The sequence below is a fragment of the Niabella insulisoli genome, assembly GCF_039652435.2.
Classification (GTDB): Bacteria; Bacteroidota; Bacteroidia; order Chitinophagales; family Chitinophagaceae; genus Niabella; species Niabella insulamsoli.
Genome location: NZ_CP190246.1, coordinates 3467508 through 3484312, shown reverse-complemented (window position 1 = coordinate 3484312; position 16805 = coordinate 3467508). Strand labels below are relative to the sequence as shown.

Below are 16805 nucleotides of genomic sequence, written 5' to 3'. Positions count from 1 at the left end.
CACTGTTCATCGTTCCGATTATATATGAACAAAATACGTAGATACTCTTTAAAAAAAGGGAAAGTCATAACGCATGTTGCGTATGGTAAGTTTTATCCGTTATCCTTTAAAATTAGTTTTATGAAAAATAAAAAACTGGAATATTCTATATTAGGATTAGCCATTATTGCTATTTTAAATTCTTGTAGTAAAGAGGATAGATATGTGCTAAATGGAGGCGATATTGTGGGAGAATGGATTGTAAAATCTAAGGCCTCTAATATCAGAGACGGCTATTTGAGGTTTCTTGAAAATGATTCCGTATATCTGATGAGCGGTTGTGATAATTTTTCGGGAACGTATCAAATTAATGAAAATACGATAATATTTAGTACAGAAGAGGGGCTAACTACACTTCCGGCGTGCTATGGTATCGCTTATGATGCTCGAAAATTGCAGGATTTAACTGTCAACTATGGCGTCTCGGGAAATACCCTTTTTATAAAAAGCAGAGATGAGCATTTGTTGATAAAGGCTGAAAAGAAATAATAAACAAACCTTTTATCATATACCGTTTATTTGTTTAAAACAGAGCAGGAATAGATAAAAATGTAGCGGACTAAACACTTCAAAAGTTTATCATAATACTGGTGTCAAAACTAGCAAGCTGCTGCCATCCGGGCATATATCACAAAACAAAGGAGCGTCGCAAAATCGCTGATAGAACTACTATTGCTGGTTACAAAAAAATCAAATTACTAATTATGCTTATTTCCTTACCTTTGCAGCCTTAAATTAGAGGCTTAAGTTACCTGATTTTAATCACATTGATAACCATTAACTTAAGTATTTAAAAGTTTATAATTCAACTAAGAATAATCATGGCAGATTTAAAATTTCAAAGAAACTTTGGTATTGCCGCTCACATTGACGCTGGTAAAACCACCACAACCGAACGTATTTTGCGTTACACGGGTATGATTCACCGAATTGGTGAGGTACACGATGGCGCTGCTACCACCGACTGGATGGAGCAGGAAAAAGAGCGTGGTATTACCATTACCTCTGCTGCGGTAAGCTGTAAATGGCAGTTCCCGACTGATAAGGGAAAAGTTGTTGCCGGTTCTACCAAAGAATATTCTTTCAATATTATCGATACGCCCGGTCACGTGGATTTTACCGTTGAGGTAGAGCGTTCTATGCGTGTTTTGGATGGTCTGATCGCGTTGTTCTCGGCGGTTGATGGTGTAGAGCCTCAATCAGAAACAGTTTGGCGCCAGGCCAACCGTTACAAAGTTCCGCGTATCGGTTTTGTAAATAAAATGGATCGTCAGGGTGCAGACTTTCTGAACGTGGTGAAACAGGTTCGCGAAATGCTGGGCTCTAAAGCCGTGCCGCTTCAGTTGCCTATTGGTGCAGAAGATGATTTTAAAGGTGTCGTTGACCTGATCAAAATGAAAGGAATTATCTGGCACATGGAAACAGAAGGAATGACTTTCGATGAAATCGATATTCCTGCTGATATGGTGGACGAAGCGAACGAATGGAGAGCACAATTAGTTGAAGCAGTTGCTGAATACGACGACCAGTTGATGGAAAAATTCTTCGACGATCCTGATACCATTTCTGAAGAAGAAATTCATACAGCGATTCGTAAAGCTACGATTGACCTGAGCATCGTTCCTATGATGTGCGGTTCTTCTTTCAAAAATAAAGGGGTACAAACTGCTTTAGACGCTGTTTGCCGTTACCTGCCTTCGCCAGTTGATGTTGAAGCAATTGAAGGAACAGATCCGGAAGATTCAGAAAAGAAATTAGTGCGCAAGCCTGATGCGAAAGAACCTTTTGCAGCGCTGGCGTTTAAAATTATGACCGATCCATTCGTAGGACGCCTGGCGTTTTTCCGTTGCTACAGCGGACATTTAGATGCCGGTTCTTATGTACTGAATGTGCGTAGCGGTAAAAAAGAGCGTATCAGCCGTATCATGAAAATGTTTGCGAACAAACAAAATCCGGTTGACTTTATCGAAGCAGGAGATATTGGCGCAGCGGTAGGTTTTAAAGAAATTAAAACCGGTGATACGCTTTGCGACGAAAACCATCCGATCACCCTGGAGAACATGTTCATTCCCGAGCCGGTGATCTCGGTAGCGGTTGAGCCTAAAACACAGGCTGACGTTGACAAAATGGGTATGGCAATCGCAAAATTAGTTGAAGAAGATCCAACACTTCGTGTAAAAACAGATGAAGATACCGGCCAGACGATCCTTAGCGGTATGGGTGAGCTTCACCTTGAAATTATCATCGACCGTATGCGTCGTGAATTTAAAGTAGAAGTGAACCAGGGTGCACCGCAGGTGGCTTACAAAGAGGCGTTTAATACAACGATCGAACACCGCGAAACTTTGAAAAAGCAAACCGGTGGTCGTGGTAAATTTGCCGATGTGCAGTTTAGCTTAGGCCCTGTGGATGAAGAATGGCAAAAAGAAAACCCTGATAAGTCATTCCAATTTGTAAACAATATCGTAGGTGGAGCGATTCCAAGAGAATTTATCCCTGCGATTCAGAAAGGTTTTGAGTCTGCCATGACAAGTGGTGTTTTGGCAAACTATCCGGTAGATAACCTGAAAATCCGCATATTCGACGGAAGCTTCCACCCTGTGGATTCTGATGCGATGTCATTCGAACTTTGTGCAAAACAAGGTTTCCGTGAGGCGGGAAGAAAAGCGAAGCCGATTTTGTTAGAACCGATCATGAAAGTGGAAGTATTAACTCCCGAGCAATACATGGGTGATGTTACTGGTGACTTAAACCGTCGTCGTGGATTGATGGAAGGTATGGATACTCGGGCCGGCGTTCAGGTTATTAAAGCTAAAGTTCCATTGAGTGAAATGTTTGGTTATGTTACTCAATTGCGTTCTTTGTCTTCTGGCCGTGCATCTTCTACGATGGAGTTCGCCCACTACGCCCCAGCGCCTAATAATATCGCTGAGGAAGTGATCGCAAAATCAAAAGGTAAAGTGACGGCGTAAGAAGAGAAAAGTGAAAAGAGAATGGTGAGTAGTGAAAAGTGAATGGTGAATAGTCACTTAAAATAATAAAGCCCCGGTTCGTTGAGCCGGGGTTTTTTGTTGCTTTTTGTAGTAAAGAAATTATTTCCCGATTTCGTAAACACAACGCCTGTCGGGCGTCATACTTTCGCGCTTCATTTAAAAGCCAGACAAGAATGCGGAACGATAAGATTTTTGTAACAACGATTTTTATATTTTTTACCAGCCTTTTAAAAGCGCAAACCGGAGTGATAGATGGTACAGTCAAAACCTCCGACGGAAAGCCGCTGGCTGCGGTAACGATCACTATCGACGGGTCGGGACAAGGGGCCATAACAGACGATGCCGGAAGGTTTGTTGTTTATAACGTCCCTGCCGGAATGCCGACCATAGCGGCAAGTTCCACTGGGTTTACAACGCAGCAAAAGCAGGTGTCGCTTACGGCCGGACAGGCGCTTACCATAAATTTTGTATTAATAGAGCAAAATCAACAACTGGAAGAAGTTGTGGTCTCTGCGGGAAGAACGCGCGAAACAATCGATCAGATTCCATCTTCGGTGACGGTGGTGGGGTTGAAAGCAATTCAGGACAATTTGAATATTACTACCAACCTGGCCACCATACTCGAAAATCGGGTGCCCGGCCTGGCGCCCAGCTCGGGTTTGAGCAGCAACTTCGGACAAACACTTCGCGGCCGCAGCCTGCTGATCATGGTAGATGGAGTGCCTCAATCCACCCCTTTACGCAACGGAGCGATGGACCTGCGCGCTTTAGACCCGGCTGTTATTGAAAGGATTGAAGTGGTAAAAGGAGCAACCGCCATTTATGGAAACGGCGCTGCGGGCGGTTTGATCAATTATTTCACCCGGACTGAAAAAACCGGAAAGCTGATCAATAGCCACACCTCACTGGGCGCGACCGGATCGCTGGTTAAGAAAGCGAACAGCATAGGAGCGCGGGTAAGCCAAATGTTTTTTGGGGATAAAGGAAAATGGAATTATGTGGCAAGTGGCGTTTACGAGCAAACCGGTGAGTTAAAAGATGCTAAAGGCGATATACTGCCTCCGATCTATGGCTTGGGCGAAACGGACTCCTACAATGCTTTTGCCAAGCTGGGTTATGATATCAATGATAACCACAAAGTGCAGGCTACTTATAATTTTTATTCCAGCCGTCAAACCACCAATTATATTACCGTAAACGGAGACTACGCCGCCGGAAAAAAGACCAGTGCGCAGCAGGGCCAGGCGAGCGGTGTGCCGCAGGGCGTGAAGGGTAATCATAATTTAAACCTCGTTTTTTCAGGTGAAACCGGCGTGGCAAATACGCACTACGACGCTGATTTTTATTATCAAAGTGTTGACAACGTATTTTTTTATTCCGAGTCATTTGTGGACGGCGGCATCTCCCGTATTTTATCAAAAAAGCATGGCGCAAGGCTGGTATTCAATACGCCCTTTAGCGCTGCAAACCTGGATGCAGCCCTGACCTACGGCGTCGACGCCCAAAGGGATATTACGTCGCAACCGCTCGTGGACGGGCGTATTTGGGTACCCGAAATGAATATGAAAAACATGGCCCCTTTTTTACAAACGCGTTTTACGCTGTTTGATAAATTGATTCTGAAAGGAGGGCTGAGATATGAGCATGTGAACATCGGTGTTGAGGATTACCAAACCTTGCCTTCAAAAAATATTACGACAGGTGCCGTTACAGAATCGATGCATGTCACCGGGGGTGAGTTAAACTATAACCCGTTAATGTTTAATGCGGGATTAAGATATAATATGTCCGATTATTTCTCGCCTTATATCAGTTTCTCACAAGGCTTCAGCGTTTCTGATGTCGGCGTGGTACTTCGCTCGGCAAGAGTAGACAGCATTTCAAAAATCAATACAGAGGCCGTTATTGTAAACAGTTACGAAACGGGTTTTGTCAGCAAGTTTAAAAATTTCAGATTTGAAGCCACTGGTTATATCAGCAAGTCGAGCCTGGGCGCTAATAGCGTTTTTAAAGATGGTGCATTTGTGGTTGTGCGGGCGCCCGAACGTATTTATGGCGTGGAGCTTACGGCCGATTATCAAATCAGAAGCAATTTGAAAGCAAGCGTGAATTATAGCTATGTAGAAGGAAAATTAGACGCAGACGACGATGGGAATTATGATGGACCGGCTGATGAATATTTGCCCGGTCCGCGCATTGCGCCGCCGATGCTTACCGGTAATATCGAATACGGAGTGTTGCCTGGCAAATTAAATTTGCTTTTACAATATACCGGCATTATGAAAAGGGATCGCTTTGAGAGAAACAGCAATGGGTCTTACGATTATTCCAAAGGCCCTATCAATCCTTATGGTTTGTGGAGCTCGTCGGTGCATTACCAACTATCTTCAGCCACGTCCATTAATCTTGGTATTGAAAATATGCTCAACAAAGATTATTTCACCGTGCGTTCTCAATGGACTGCATTGAATGATAATTATATTAAAGGAAAAGGCGCTGCCTTCCGGCTTACGCTCAATGTAAGATTATAAGTGCTTCAATTTTGAAAGAATGAATTTACAGTCCCTGGCAAAGCGCCGGGGATTTTTTTATAACCCCGCAATTAGCATTCTTTAAATTTTGATCGTGACTAAATTGCTGAAAGGGGTTATTGTGAAATTTTCATATTAATCACAGAGATGAAAATTTTATGTGTGATAAATTATAATAGTGATGAAATTAATGATCCAATCTAACCTCGTACTTCACGTAACAAAAAGCGGTAAGCGGCAATGCGATCAATGCCAACAAGCCCCAGCCTGATATAAAATGGTAAGCCAAAGTGGTGAACAGCGCCAGGTAGAAAGGATAGGCCAGGAGTAGAAAGCCGAGCATTACGGAATCATAATGATCGGATTTTTCAAAGAACATTTTTGTAACCAGCCTTGCCAGGCCATAAACCGGAGCGTTTAGCAACGCACCTGCAAAAGCCAGCGGCCCCAATAATATTTTTTTAGTGATGGAGGTTTGCCCAAATCGCTCGCGTAATAATTCTTCATCACCACGGGGAATTTCGTAAACCAGCTGTTGGAGCTGATTATTGAGCACTTCATTGAAATGGGCATAATTATTTCCGTCCGATTGCGCGGCCGAGAAAATGGAGACTGGAATGGGTGCGCCCAAATGAACCCGGACTTTTTTCCCATAACGCCTGAAGGAACTATAATTAATGCCCGCTGGCAAAACTTTGAGCGGTATGTTTTCTTTCCAGGCTTGGAAAGCAAGCCTGGCTGTGCCTTTCTTCAAAGGCCGCAAATGCCATTCATTCACACAAAAGCCTTCGCTAAAAATCAGCACGGCTTCTTTTTGTTGAAAAAGTTCCAGGCAGGCATCAAAAGTGTCGTAGTTAACATTTAGGTTTTGGGCTCCTTCGCGTATGCGATAAACGGGGAGCATTTTGAGGCGCCGCAGTAGGCGAAAAATATGCTTGTTTTTAAAAGCATCGCCCCGCGCCAGCGACGTGATGGGCACATCAAAAAGTATATCAAAAATAATCGCGTCTAAAAACGAATTGGGATGATTGCTCGCAATCAGTAAAGGCCCTTCCATTTTTAGCAACTCCCTTTTGTCAACCCGAATGGAGTAGCAAAACAAATGGATCGCAGCGCGCACATATATTTTAAGCAACTTGTAAAGCAAGGCTTTATGAATTACCGGCAATATATTGAATAATAAAGAATGTTGCGGTTTTCTTAATTTTTGTAAAAATTACAATATATCATGACAGTGCATGACGGTTGGGCATTTTCATTGTTCTATTTTCGGTTTCTAAAGATTGGCTTACTGTTTTGAAAATTTATATTTCATGAACGCTTTACTGGGAGTTATTTTTCATTTTGTTGGCGGTTTTGCTTCGGGAAGTTTTTACATTCCCTATAAAAAAGTAAAAGGCTGGGCGTGGGAATCCTACTGGCTTGTCGGCGGTTTGTTTTCATGGTTGATCGTACCTCCGATTGCGGCATGGTTCACTATTCCCAATTTTACTGAAATTATCAGTCAGGCAAGCGGCACGACTCTGGGTTTTGCGTTTGTATTTGGCCTTCTTTGGGGTATCGGCGGATTAACATACGGCCTCGGCGTGCGCTATCTCGGCGTTTCGCTGGGTAGCAGCATCATCCTCGGGCTATGTATGGTTTTCGGTGCGCTGATTCCGGCGATTTATTACCAGTTTTCTCCGGCTGAAGGCAAGGACACGATCGGCATGTTGACAGGGTCGAGTTGGGGCATCACCGTGATGGGCGGCTTGCTGGTTTGCGTTATCGGCATTATCATTTGCGGCCGGGCCGGCATGATGAAAGAAAAAGAACTCGCCGGCAGCGACGTTCAAAATACCGATCCGCACGCGGTGGGCAATGCAGATACGGAAGCCCACCTATCGGGCAAAGACGAGTATAAATTTGGTCTCGGGCTCGCCGTGGCCATCGTTTCAGGAATTCTTAGCGCCTGCTTCAATTTTGGTATCGAAGCGGCCAAGCCTATGGCCGACACGGCAAACGAACTTTGGAAAGCAGCTCATCCCGGACAGGGAGAATTTCTATATCAAAACAACGTATCGTATATTATAATTTTATGGGGCGGCCTTACTACCAATCTGATCTGGTGTTTAATGCTGAATGCCCGCAATAAAACCTACTCCGATTATACCAATAAGAAGACGCCGATTTTGAGCAATATTATTTTTTGCGCGCTGGCGGGAACGACCTGGTTTTTACAGTTTTTCTTCTACGGCATGGGCGAAAGTAAAATGGGCAATGGCCCTAGTTCCTGGATCCTTCACATGGCCTTTATCATTTTAATTGCCAATGTTTGGGGTTTGATTTTAAAAGAATGGAAAGGCGTCAGCAGGAAAACCATGTTCACCGTGATAGCAGGCATTGTGGTGATCTTATTATCAGTGTTATTGGTAGGTTGGGGCAACTCAATGAAATAAATTTCAGGAACGATCTTGCAGCAAAGAACCAAAACCTGTTGTTGCAACATCATCCGTAAAACATAAAAAGCTCTAAAACCGGGAGAAATAAACAACAATTATGGCAACAGAGACAAAAAATTTCAAGCACGTAAGTTATTTATGGGATGACAAAAAAGCTGCCGAGCTCGAGGGCGATGAAGTGGCCCTGCTCATTTACCGTTCTAATTTGCTGGGTGCAGATCTGCGCTTAACCAACTATGGTGGCGGGAATACTTCCTGCAAAGCGATGGCTCAAGATCCGCTTACGGGCGAAGCGACTGAAATTATGTGGGTAAAGGGTAGCGGCGGCGATCTCGGCACGCTAACCAAGGGCGGACTGGCTGCGCTATATGTCGATAAATTAAGAAGCCTGAAAAATGTGTATCGCGGCGTGGCACATGAAGACGAAATGGTAGAGCTATTTAATCACTGCATTTACGATCTTAATTCAAAAGCTCCCTCAATCGATACACCGCTGCATGGGTTTTTGCCATTTAAGCACATCGACCATTTGCATCCCGACGCCGCCATTGCTATTGCGGCTGCGAAAGATGGTGAAAAAATTACGCAGGAACTTTTTGGTGGAACAATCGGATGGGTGCCCTGGCAAAAGCCCGGTTTTGAGTTGGGCCTGATGCTTAAAAAATGCCTGGACGAAAACCCCGGCATTCGCGGTATTATGTTAGGGTCGCACGGCTTATTCACCTGGGGCGACACTGCTTATGAAAGCTATATCAATACGCTGGAAGTAATTGAAAAATGCGCCGAATTTATCGAACAAAATACCGGCAAAAAAGGGCCTGTTTTTGGCGGCGAAAAACTGCAGTCGCTTGCTAAAGAAGAGCGTTTGAAAAAAGCGGCCGCTTTAGCGCCCGTTCTGCGCGGCTTTTGTTCATCAAATATAAAAATGATCGGCCATTTTACAGATGATGACCGTGTATTGCAATATATTAATTCCAACGATCTGGAAAGATTAGCGCCTTTGGGTACTTCATGTCCCGATCATTTCCTGCGAACCAAAATCAGTCCGCTGGTATTAAATCTTTCTGTCGATGAGAATGTAGACGATGTGGCTGCGATTAAAGAAAGGATCGCTCCTTTGTTTACCGACTATCGCAAGATGTATGAAACCTATTACGAAACCTGCAAACATCCCAATAGTCCTGCGATCCGCGATTCCAATCCGGTAATTATCATTTATCCGGGTGTGGGCATGTTCGCTTTTGCAAAAGATAAACAAACCGCTCGTGTTGCAGCGGAGTTCTATACCAACGCGATCAATGTAATGCGTGGATCAGAAGCTATTTCTGAGTACACTTCATTACCTCGGCAAGAGGCTTTTAACATCGAATACTGGTTGCTGGAAGAAGCGAAATTGCAGCGGATGCCTAAGCCCAAACCATTGAGTGGCCGCGTGGCATTGATTACCGGCAGCGGCGGCGGAATCGGTAAGGCCATCGCAAAGAAGTTTGTACAGGAAGGCGCTTGCGTCATTATAAATGATATCAACGATGAGCGCATCGAAGCTACCACCAAAGAATTTCAGAAAGCTTTTGGTAAAGACTCAACGGCGGCCGTCAACCTGAATGTAACCGACGCGGCGTCTATTGCTGCTGCGTTAGAGCAAACAGCGCTGGCATTTGGCGGGGTTGATATTATCGTCAACAACGCAGGAATCAGCATTTCGAAAAGTATTACCGAACACTCGATTGAAGAGTGGGACCGGCTTTATGATATCCTGGTAAAAGGACAATTTATGGTGTCGAAGGAAGCTGTTAAGATGATGCGCAAGCAGGATATGGGCGGTGACATTATCAATATCGTTTCGAAAAATTCGATCGTGGCAGGGCCCAACAACGCAGGATATGGCTCAGCAAAAGCAGCGCAGGCGCATCTTTCAAGATTATTGTCAGCCGAGTTGGGCGGTGATAAGATCAGGGTTAACACAGTAAATCCGGACGCTGTTATATCGGATTCAAATATCTGGGCAGGCGGCTGGGCTGAAGGCCGCGCAAAAGCTTATGGCATTACGGTGGAAGAGTTACCGGCCTATTATGCCAAGCGAACTTTGATGAACGAGATTATTTTACCCGATGACATCGCCAATGCTTGTTTTGTATTTGTGAGCGGCTTGCTCAACAAATCAACAGGAAATATATTAAACGTGGATGGCGGCGTAGCGCAGGCGTTTGTACGATAGTAGTTATTAAAATGAATGAATGCAGCTCCATCCCGCTTCTTTTTGCAGATGGTTGGGTGGGCTTACGAGTCTTCATATAGCAAAGCAACAAGGGTAGGTGGTTTTCCAATCACCGACCCGTTTTTTAAATTCACGCGGTTTGGCGGAACAATGAAAGAAGCCGCCTGAAAGATTGAATCAGGCCGGGTCGTAAATTGGATAAAGTCCAGAGCCTGGTGGATTAAAAATTATTAAACTAAATTGTATTAAATACTGACCGATGATTTTACATAAATCTCAAATAGATGCTCATAACGAAAAGTATGTAGCCAAACATAAAAAAGCGTTTGATTTTTTGTCTGGTGAAATCGCCGGCACGGAAGCCATTATCACAAAGCTAATCGATTTTCAGGTGGCGATCCCCTCCTGGGCTTTAGGTAGCGGCGGCACCCGGTTTGGCCGCTTTAGCGGCGGTGGCGAACCTTCAACACTCGAACAAAAAATAGAAGATATTGGGTTGTTGCATCAGCTCAACCGCAGCAGTGGCGCGGTTTCTTTACATATTCCCTGGGATATTCCAAAGAATACCCAGGCTATTAAAAGCCTTGCCGCAGACTTCGGCCTGAAGTTCGATGCTATGAACTCTAACACTTTTCAGGACCAAAAAGATCAAAAGCTGAGCTATAAATTCGGCTCGATGCAGCATGTGGATAAATCCGTGCGGCAACAGGCGGTTGATCATAATATCGAAGTGATTAATTATGGTGTGGAATTAGGATCTGATTCGCTTACGGTTTGGTTATCGGATGGTTCCTGCTTTCCGGGCCAGCTCAATTTCAGGAATGCTTTCAACAACACGCTTGAGAGTTTGCAGGCCGTTTATGCCGCACTGCCTGAAGATTGGAAAGTATTTGTGGAGTATAAAGCGTTCGAACCTAACTTCTATTCAACGACAGTAGGCGATTGGGGCCAATCTTTGTTGTATGCAAATAAATTGGGCGACAAAGCTTTTACCCTTGTTGATCTGGGCCATCATTTGCCCAATGCTAATATAGAGCAGATCGTAGCGCTGCTGCTAAACGAGAAAAAACTTGGTGGTTTTCATTTTAACGATAGCAAATACGGAGATGACGATCTCACAGTGGGAAGCATTAAACCTTACCAATTGTTTTTAATTTTTAAAGAACTTGTAGAAGGGATGGATGCGCGCGGCATGAATCATGCTACCGACCTGGGCTGGATGATCGATGCGAGTCATAATGTAAAAGACCCGCTCGAAGACTTGTTGCAAAGCGTGGAAGCTATTTTACTGGCGTATGCACAGGCACTGTTGGTAGACAGTAAGGCGCTGGCTGAAGCACAGCAGAACAACGATGTTGCCGGCGCACAGGAAATCTTGCAGGCAGCCTATCGCACGGATTTACGTCCTTTGGTAGCCGAAGCGAGATTGCGTTCGGGCGCGGCTTTGCAGCCGTTGCGGCTTTTCAGAGAAGAGAAAATCAGGCAGCAGCTGATCACTAAACGAGGTGAAAAAGCAGTAGCTACAGGATTATAATCACAACACCATTATTGACTGTATAACCTTTTGAACGCTATCTTATTTTGAATAGCAAGATGAAATCTAAATTGTTTTGGTTCCGGTAATTGCGATATTCGATGTGGGGAAAACCAATAAAAAGTTTTTCCTTTTTAACGAAGATTATAAAATCGTTGAAGAAAAGTCGATCACTTTTGAGGAGATCGCCGACGAAGATGAGTTTGCCTGCGAAGATATCGGTGCGCTCCAACGCTGGGTGCTCAACACGCTTCGAAAATATATTGAAAGCAATACTTACGATATAAAGGCGGTTAATTTTTCTGCTTATGGCGCCAGCTTTGTCCATTTGGATGCAGCAGATAATGTGGTAGCGCCATTATATAATTATTTAAAGCCCTATCCGCAGGATATTGAAGACCAGTTTTACAACACCTACGGAACAAAAGAAGAAGTAGCTTTGAGCACGGCGTCGCCGGCCCTGGGCAATCTGAATTCGGGTTTGCAGTTGTATGCGTTGAAATATCATAAGCCCCGCATTTTTAGCAAAACGGCGCAATCTGTTCATTTCCCTCAATATTTAAGCGCGCTGGTGAGCGGGCAGAAATTTTCGGATATTACCAGTATCGGTTGCCACACTGCTTTATGGGATTTTAACCGCAACCAATATCACGAATGGGTTATAAAAGAAGGCATTGATAAAAAACTGCCGCCCGTTGCCGCATCTTCAAAAGCGCTTGATATTCATTATCGCGGGAAACAGATCAAATGTGGTATTGGATTACACGACAGCTCTGCCGCTTTTATTCCTTATATCAAAAATATTGAAGATCCTTTTCTGCTGATATCTACAGGAACATGGTGTATCAGCATGAACGCTTTTAACGAAACGCCGCTGACTAAAGAAGAGCTTGATCAGGACTGCCTGTGCTACATGACTTACGAAGGCGGGCCCGTGAAATCATCCCGTTTATTTGCGGGATATGCACATGAGCAGATTATTAAAAGATTGTCTGAGTACTTCGTGGAAGTGCCTAATTATTTTGAAAAAATCGCTTACGATAAAAGTCTGTTGAAAGACGAGCCGGCCTTAAAAGAACTTACGGATTTTGATGTAACGAATTATATCAGCTACGAAGCGGCGTATATCAATTTTATAAGGCAAGTGATATTGGCGCAAAAGCGCTCAACGGATCTGGTGTTTAATGATAAGGTAAAGAAGATATTCGTCGATGGCGGTTTTGCAAAAAACGAAACGTATATGCAGTTGTTAGCGGAAGCCTATCCTCAAACCGAAGTATATGCGGCTTCTGTTTCGCAGGCTACCGCGATGGGTGCTGCGATGGCGATTCATAAAGAATGGAATCATCTCGATTTGCCCGACAATATCGTTAGCACGAGGAGGTATTGAGGTCAATTTTCTAAAGCGGCTAAAAAATATTTGTTCGTCAATAATTCCTGTCTTATCTTGTGCGGGATCATGTTTAAAAACATAACACATATCAACCCTTCTTTTGGCGTAGTTTCCACTACGACAACCACCATTATCACAACCCGTTAAGGGTTGTACTTTGTTATATCACCACCTTGGGCTTCGGCCGTTTTCTCTAAATTTAATTTGAATCATTATAATTATTAAACCATGCAGGTTTTAAAATTCGGCGGCACTTCCGTTGCAAACGCTGAAAATATACTAAAGGTAATTGCCATTGTTAAAAAGGCCGCCGCGGAGGAAAAAACAGTAGTCGTCGTATCTGCGTTAGGCGGCATCACCGATATATTATTACAGGCGGCCAGCGAAGCAGCCAAAGGAAATGAAGCGTATAAATCTTTGATCGAAACCGTTGAAAAAAGGCATTTTGAAGTGGTGAAAGGATTGATTCCGGTGGCGCACCAAAGCCAGTTGCTCAGCCTTGCTAAATCATCAATCAATGAAATTGAAGATATCTGCAACGGTATTTTTACGCTCGGCGAAATTACACCGCGCACCAAAGACCGGCTGGCAGGTTTTGGCGAATGGCTTTCCTCACAAATTATCGCAGAAAAATTAAAGTTTGAGGGCGTGGATGTGCAATGGAAGGATGCGCGCGAACTGATTCAAACTAATAGTAAATACACGCGCGCTCAGGTGGATTTTAACGCCACGCAACATCGAATCGAAAATTATTTTAACGCTGCTCCGCAACAACTGTTTCTTATTCCAGGTTTTATTGCAAGCAATGCAGAAGGTATTCCTACTACAATCGGTCGCGGCGGCTCCGATTACACAGCAGCTATCCTCGCATCATCTCTCAACGCTTCCAGACTTGAAATATGGACCGATGTAAGCGGTATGATGACCGCCGATCCGCGCCTGACGGCCAATGCAAAAGTGATTGAAAAAATTTCTTACGGCGAAGCAATGGAATTGTCTCATTTTGGGGCGAAAGTCATTTATCCGCCCACGCTTCAGCCCGTTATGAATAAAAATATTCCGGTTTGGATAAAAAACACTTTTGCGCCTGAAGATGCCGGAACACTGGTAGTGTCGAACGGGCCTTCGGAAAATGCAACCGATCAGAATATCATTAAAGGAATTTCCAGTATCAATAATTTAGCCTTGCTGAGTCTTGAGGGTAGTGGTATGGTGGGTATTCCCGGCTTTTCAAAAAGGCTTTTCGAAGCATTGAGTAATGAGCAAATCAATGTCATTTTAATCACGCAAAGTTCTTCCGAACATTCCATTTGTGTGGCGGTTGATGCTTCGCAAGCCGATGCTGCGAAGCAGGCTATCGATAGTACATTTGCCGGCGAACTAGTGCTTCAAAAGGTGGAGCCGCTCAAAGTAGAAACCGGCCTTTCTATTGTTGCACTGGTGGGCGAGCAAATGAGAAGCCACCCCGGTGTAAGCGGAAGAATGTTTAGCGCCCTCGGAAGAAATGGCGTGAATGTGAGAGCTATTGCGCAAGGGTCTTCGGAGAAGAATATCAGCGCGGTGATTGCTACCGCAGACGTGCAGAAGGCGATCAATGTGCTGCATGAAGATTTTTTTGAAACTACTTTCAAGCAGGTGCATTTGTTCATTACCGGCGTCGGCAACGTAGGCGCTAAATTATTGCAGCAGATCGAGAAGCAATTTGTTTCGCTGCAACAGCATCTCAAAATAAAAATCAATGTGGTGGGTTTGAGTAATAGCCGCCGGATGGTTTTTAATGAAAAAGGAATCGACCTGGGCGATTGGAAAAGCGCACTTCAGGATGGAGATGAGGCCAACCTGTCGTTATTTGTTGATACAGCGATCAGCAAGAATATGCGCAACTCGATTTTCGTGGATATTACAGCCAACGCCGCCGTGGCGGGCGTGTACGAGAAATTGTTGCAGAAAAGCATATCCGTTGTGGCGTGCAATAAGATAGCTGCATCTGCTGATTTTGCGCATTACAAAAAGCTAAAACATCTTGCCAGCGAATTTAATTGTCGTTTTTTATTTGAAACCAATGTTGGCGCGGGTTTGCCGGTGATTGGCACACTGAACGACCTGGTGCATAGTGGCGATGAAGTAAGAAAAATCGAAGCGGTTTTAAGCGGCACTTTGAATTTCGTGTTTAACCATTATGATGGGAGCAGTTCGTTTTCCGATATTGTTAGGCAGGCCCAACAGGAAGGGTTTACCGAGCCCGACCCGCGCCTGGATTTGAGCGGCACCGATGTAATGCGAAAAATTCTGATCCTGGCCCGCGAGGCGGGATATGAAATGCAAATGGAAGATATTCAAAACAATGGTTTCCTGCCAGCTGAATGTATGGAAGGAGATGTGGAAGCTTTCTATGCCTGCATGCAACGTCATGAAGCGCATTTCAAAAATCTGCTGGATAAAGCCAATGCTAAAAACTGCAAACTAAAATTTGTAGCCACTTTCGATAATGGAAAAGCGGCGGTTGGATTACAGCATATCGAACCATCAAATGACCTGTATCATTTATACGGGAAAGATAACGTAGTGTTGTTTTACACCGCGCGCTATCCCGAGCAGCCGCTGGTAATTAAAGGTGCAGGCGCAGGGGCGGATGTTACGGCGAGCGGCGTGTTTGCTGACATTGTACGCGCTGCAAACGCATCTTAGTTAAGCAATAGTATTTGTCGAAAGACGATTGTAAAAAAAGTCAACATGAGCATTAAAATAAAATCTCCGGGCACCGTCGCCAATTTGGTTTGTGGCTTTGATATTTTGGGCCTGGCCCTGAAAGAGCCCTACGATATTATGGAGTTTGAGGTGATCGACGAGCCGGGCGTTGTGATTGTCAACAAAGACTCATTCGGCCTGCCTACTGATCCTGAAAAAAACGTTGCCGGCGTCGTGCTTTTGGCAGCGATTGAAAAAGCGGGATTTCAGAAAGGGATAAAAGTGACGATCGAAAAACAGATCAAGCCGGGTAGTGGTCTCGGTTCGAGCGCTGCGAGCGCTGCCGGCGCCGCTGTAGGCGCCGCCCGGTTGATGGGCGATATTTTTTCAACCGACGACATGGTTCAATTGGCCATGATTGGAGAAAAGTTGGCAACGGGCGTGAAACATGCCGATAATATTACGCCGTGCATTTTAGGCGGCGTTACGTTGATCAGGTCTATTTATCCGCTCGATATCATTCCTATCGCAAGCCCGGATCTGTATGTTACCGTTGTGCATCCGCAGATCGAAGTGCGTACGGCCGATGCAAGGCAAATCCTGCGCAAGCAGGTATATCTTAAAGATGCGATCAAGCAATGGGGCAATATCGCTGGCCTTGTAGCAGGGCTGGTGAGCAACGACAACGCATTAATCAGCCGCTCCCTTGAAGACGTGATCATAGAACCCGTACGCAGCATTTTGATCCCCAATTTTGATGACGTGAAAACCCAGTGTAAAGCCGCTGGCGCTTTGGGCGGCGGCATTTCAGGTTCCGGGCCTTCCATCTTTATGCTTAGTGAAAATGAATCGATCGCTACGGATGTGGGTCAGATTATGAAAAAAATATATGATGATATTGATATTGAAAACAATGTTTATGTTACTACGATCAATAAAACCGGCGTTGAGGTGATGCATTAAAATGA

General features: G+C 44.5%; 10 protein-coding genes. 9 read left to right on the top strand and 1 reads right to left on the bottom strand.

Annotated features, from left to right (window positions below):
- Nucleotides 1-120: 120 nt before the first annotated feature.
- From ABDK00_RS14535 to ABDK00_RS14525, 3 genes are all read left to right on the top strand, one after another.
- Nucleotides 121-528 (top strand): META domain-containing protein, encoded by a 408-nt coding sequence (locus ABDK00_RS14535; RefSeq protein ID WP_346236647.1) that lies wholly within the window; start codon nt 121-123, stop codon nt 526-528.
- Between the two features lie 332 nt (nt 529-860).
- Nucleotides 861-3011, top strand: a complete 2151-nt coding sequence (fusA, locus tag ABDK00_RS14530) for an elongation factor G (protein WP_346236648.1) — start codon at nt 861-863, stop codon at nt 3009-3011.
- Between the two features lie 194 nt (nt 3012-3205).
- Nucleotides 3206-5563 (top strand): TonB-dependent receptor, encoded by a 2358-nt coding sequence (locus tag ABDK00_RS14525; RefSeq protein WP_346236649.1) that lies wholly within the window; start codon nt 3206-3208, stop codon nt 5561-5563.
- Between the two features lie 187 nt (nt 5564-5750).
- Here ABDK00_RS14525 and ABDK00_RS14520 read toward each other — a convergent pair whose 3' ends face one another.
- A complete protein-coding gene (locus ABDK00_RS14520) occupies nt 5751-6698 on the bottom strand; it encodes a 1-acyl-sn-glycerol-3-phosphate acyltransferase (RefSeq protein ID WP_346236650.1) in 948 nt (315 codons plus the stop codon).
- 178 nt (nt 6699-6876) lie between these two features.
- Between ABDK00_RS14520 and rhaT the strand changes: the two genes are divergently transcribed.
- From rhaT to ABDK00_RS14490, 6 genes are all read left to right on the top strand, one after another.
- Complete coding sequence (gene rhaT, locus ABDK00_RS14515) at nt 6877-8001, top strand: L-rhamnose/proton symporter RhaT (protein WP_346236651.1); 1125 nt, start codon at nt 6877-6879, stop codon at nt 7999-8001.
- Between the two features lie 100 nt (nt 8002-8101).
- Nucleotides 8102-10222: a bifunctional aldolase/short-chain dehydrogenase gene (locus ABDK00_RS14510; protein ID WP_346236652.1), complete on the top strand. Its 2121-nt coding sequence runs from the start codon at nt 8102-8104 to the stop codon at nt 10220-10222.
- Between the two features lie 259 nt (nt 10223-10481).
- On the top strand, nt 10482-11756 hold the full coding sequence (locus ABDK00_RS14505; RefSeq protein WP_346236653.1) for a TIM barrel protein: 1275 nt from the start codon (nt 10482-10484) through the stop codon (nt 11754-11756).
- A gap of 76 nt (nt 11757-11832) precedes the next feature.
- Entirely contained in the window at nt 11833-13146 is a 1314-nt protein-coding gene (locus ABDK00_RS14500) for an FGGY-family carbohydrate kinase (RefSeq protein ID WP_346236654.1), read from the top strand.
- A gap of 231 nt (nt 13147-13377) precedes the next feature.
- Entirely contained in the window at nt 13378-15837 is a 2460-nt protein-coding gene (gene thrA, locus ABDK00_RS14495) for a bifunctional aspartate kinase/homoserine dehydrogenase I (protein ID WP_346236655.1), read from the top strand.
- Nucleotides 15838-15882: 45 nt separating this feature from the next.
- On the top strand, nt 15883-16800 hold the full coding sequence (locus tag ABDK00_RS14490) for a homoserine kinase (protein ID WP_346236656.1): 918 nt from the start codon (nt 15883-15885) through the stop codon (nt 16798-16800).
- Nucleotides 16801-16805: the final 5 nt, after the last annotated feature.

Bases quoted from the DNA above. Each gene is read 5' to 3' on its own strand.
- ABDK00_RS14490 (WP_346236656.1), top strand. From the start codon at position 15,883: ATGAGCATTAAAATAAAATCTCCGGGCACCGTCGCCAATTTGGTTTGT.
- thrA (WP_346236655.1), top strand. From the start codon at position 13,378: ATGCAGGTTTTAAAATTCGGCGGCACTTCCGTTGCAAACGCTGAAAAT.
- ABDK00_RS14510 (WP_346236652.1), top strand. From the start codon at position 8,102: ATGGCAACAGAGACAAAAAATTTCAAGCACGTAAGTTATTTATGGGAT.
- ABDK00_RS14525 (WP_346236649.1), top strand. From the start codon at position 3,206: ATGCGGAACGATAAGATTTTTGTAACAACGATTTTTATATTTTTTACC.
- rhaT (WP_346236651.1), top strand. From the start codon at position 6,877: ATGAACGCTTTACTGGGAGTTATTTTTCATTTTGTTGGCGGTTTTGCT.
- ABDK00_RS14535 (WP_346236647.1), top strand. From the start codon at position 121: ATGAAAAATAAAAAACTGGAATATTCTATATTAGGATTAGCCATTATT.
- fusA (WP_346236648.1), top strand. From the start codon at position 861: ATGGCAGATTTAAAATTTCAAAGAAACTTTGGTATTGCCGCTCACATT.
- ABDK00_RS14505 (WP_346236653.1), top strand. From the start codon at position 10,482: ATGATTTTACATAAATCTCAAATAGATGCTCATAACGAAAAGTATGTA.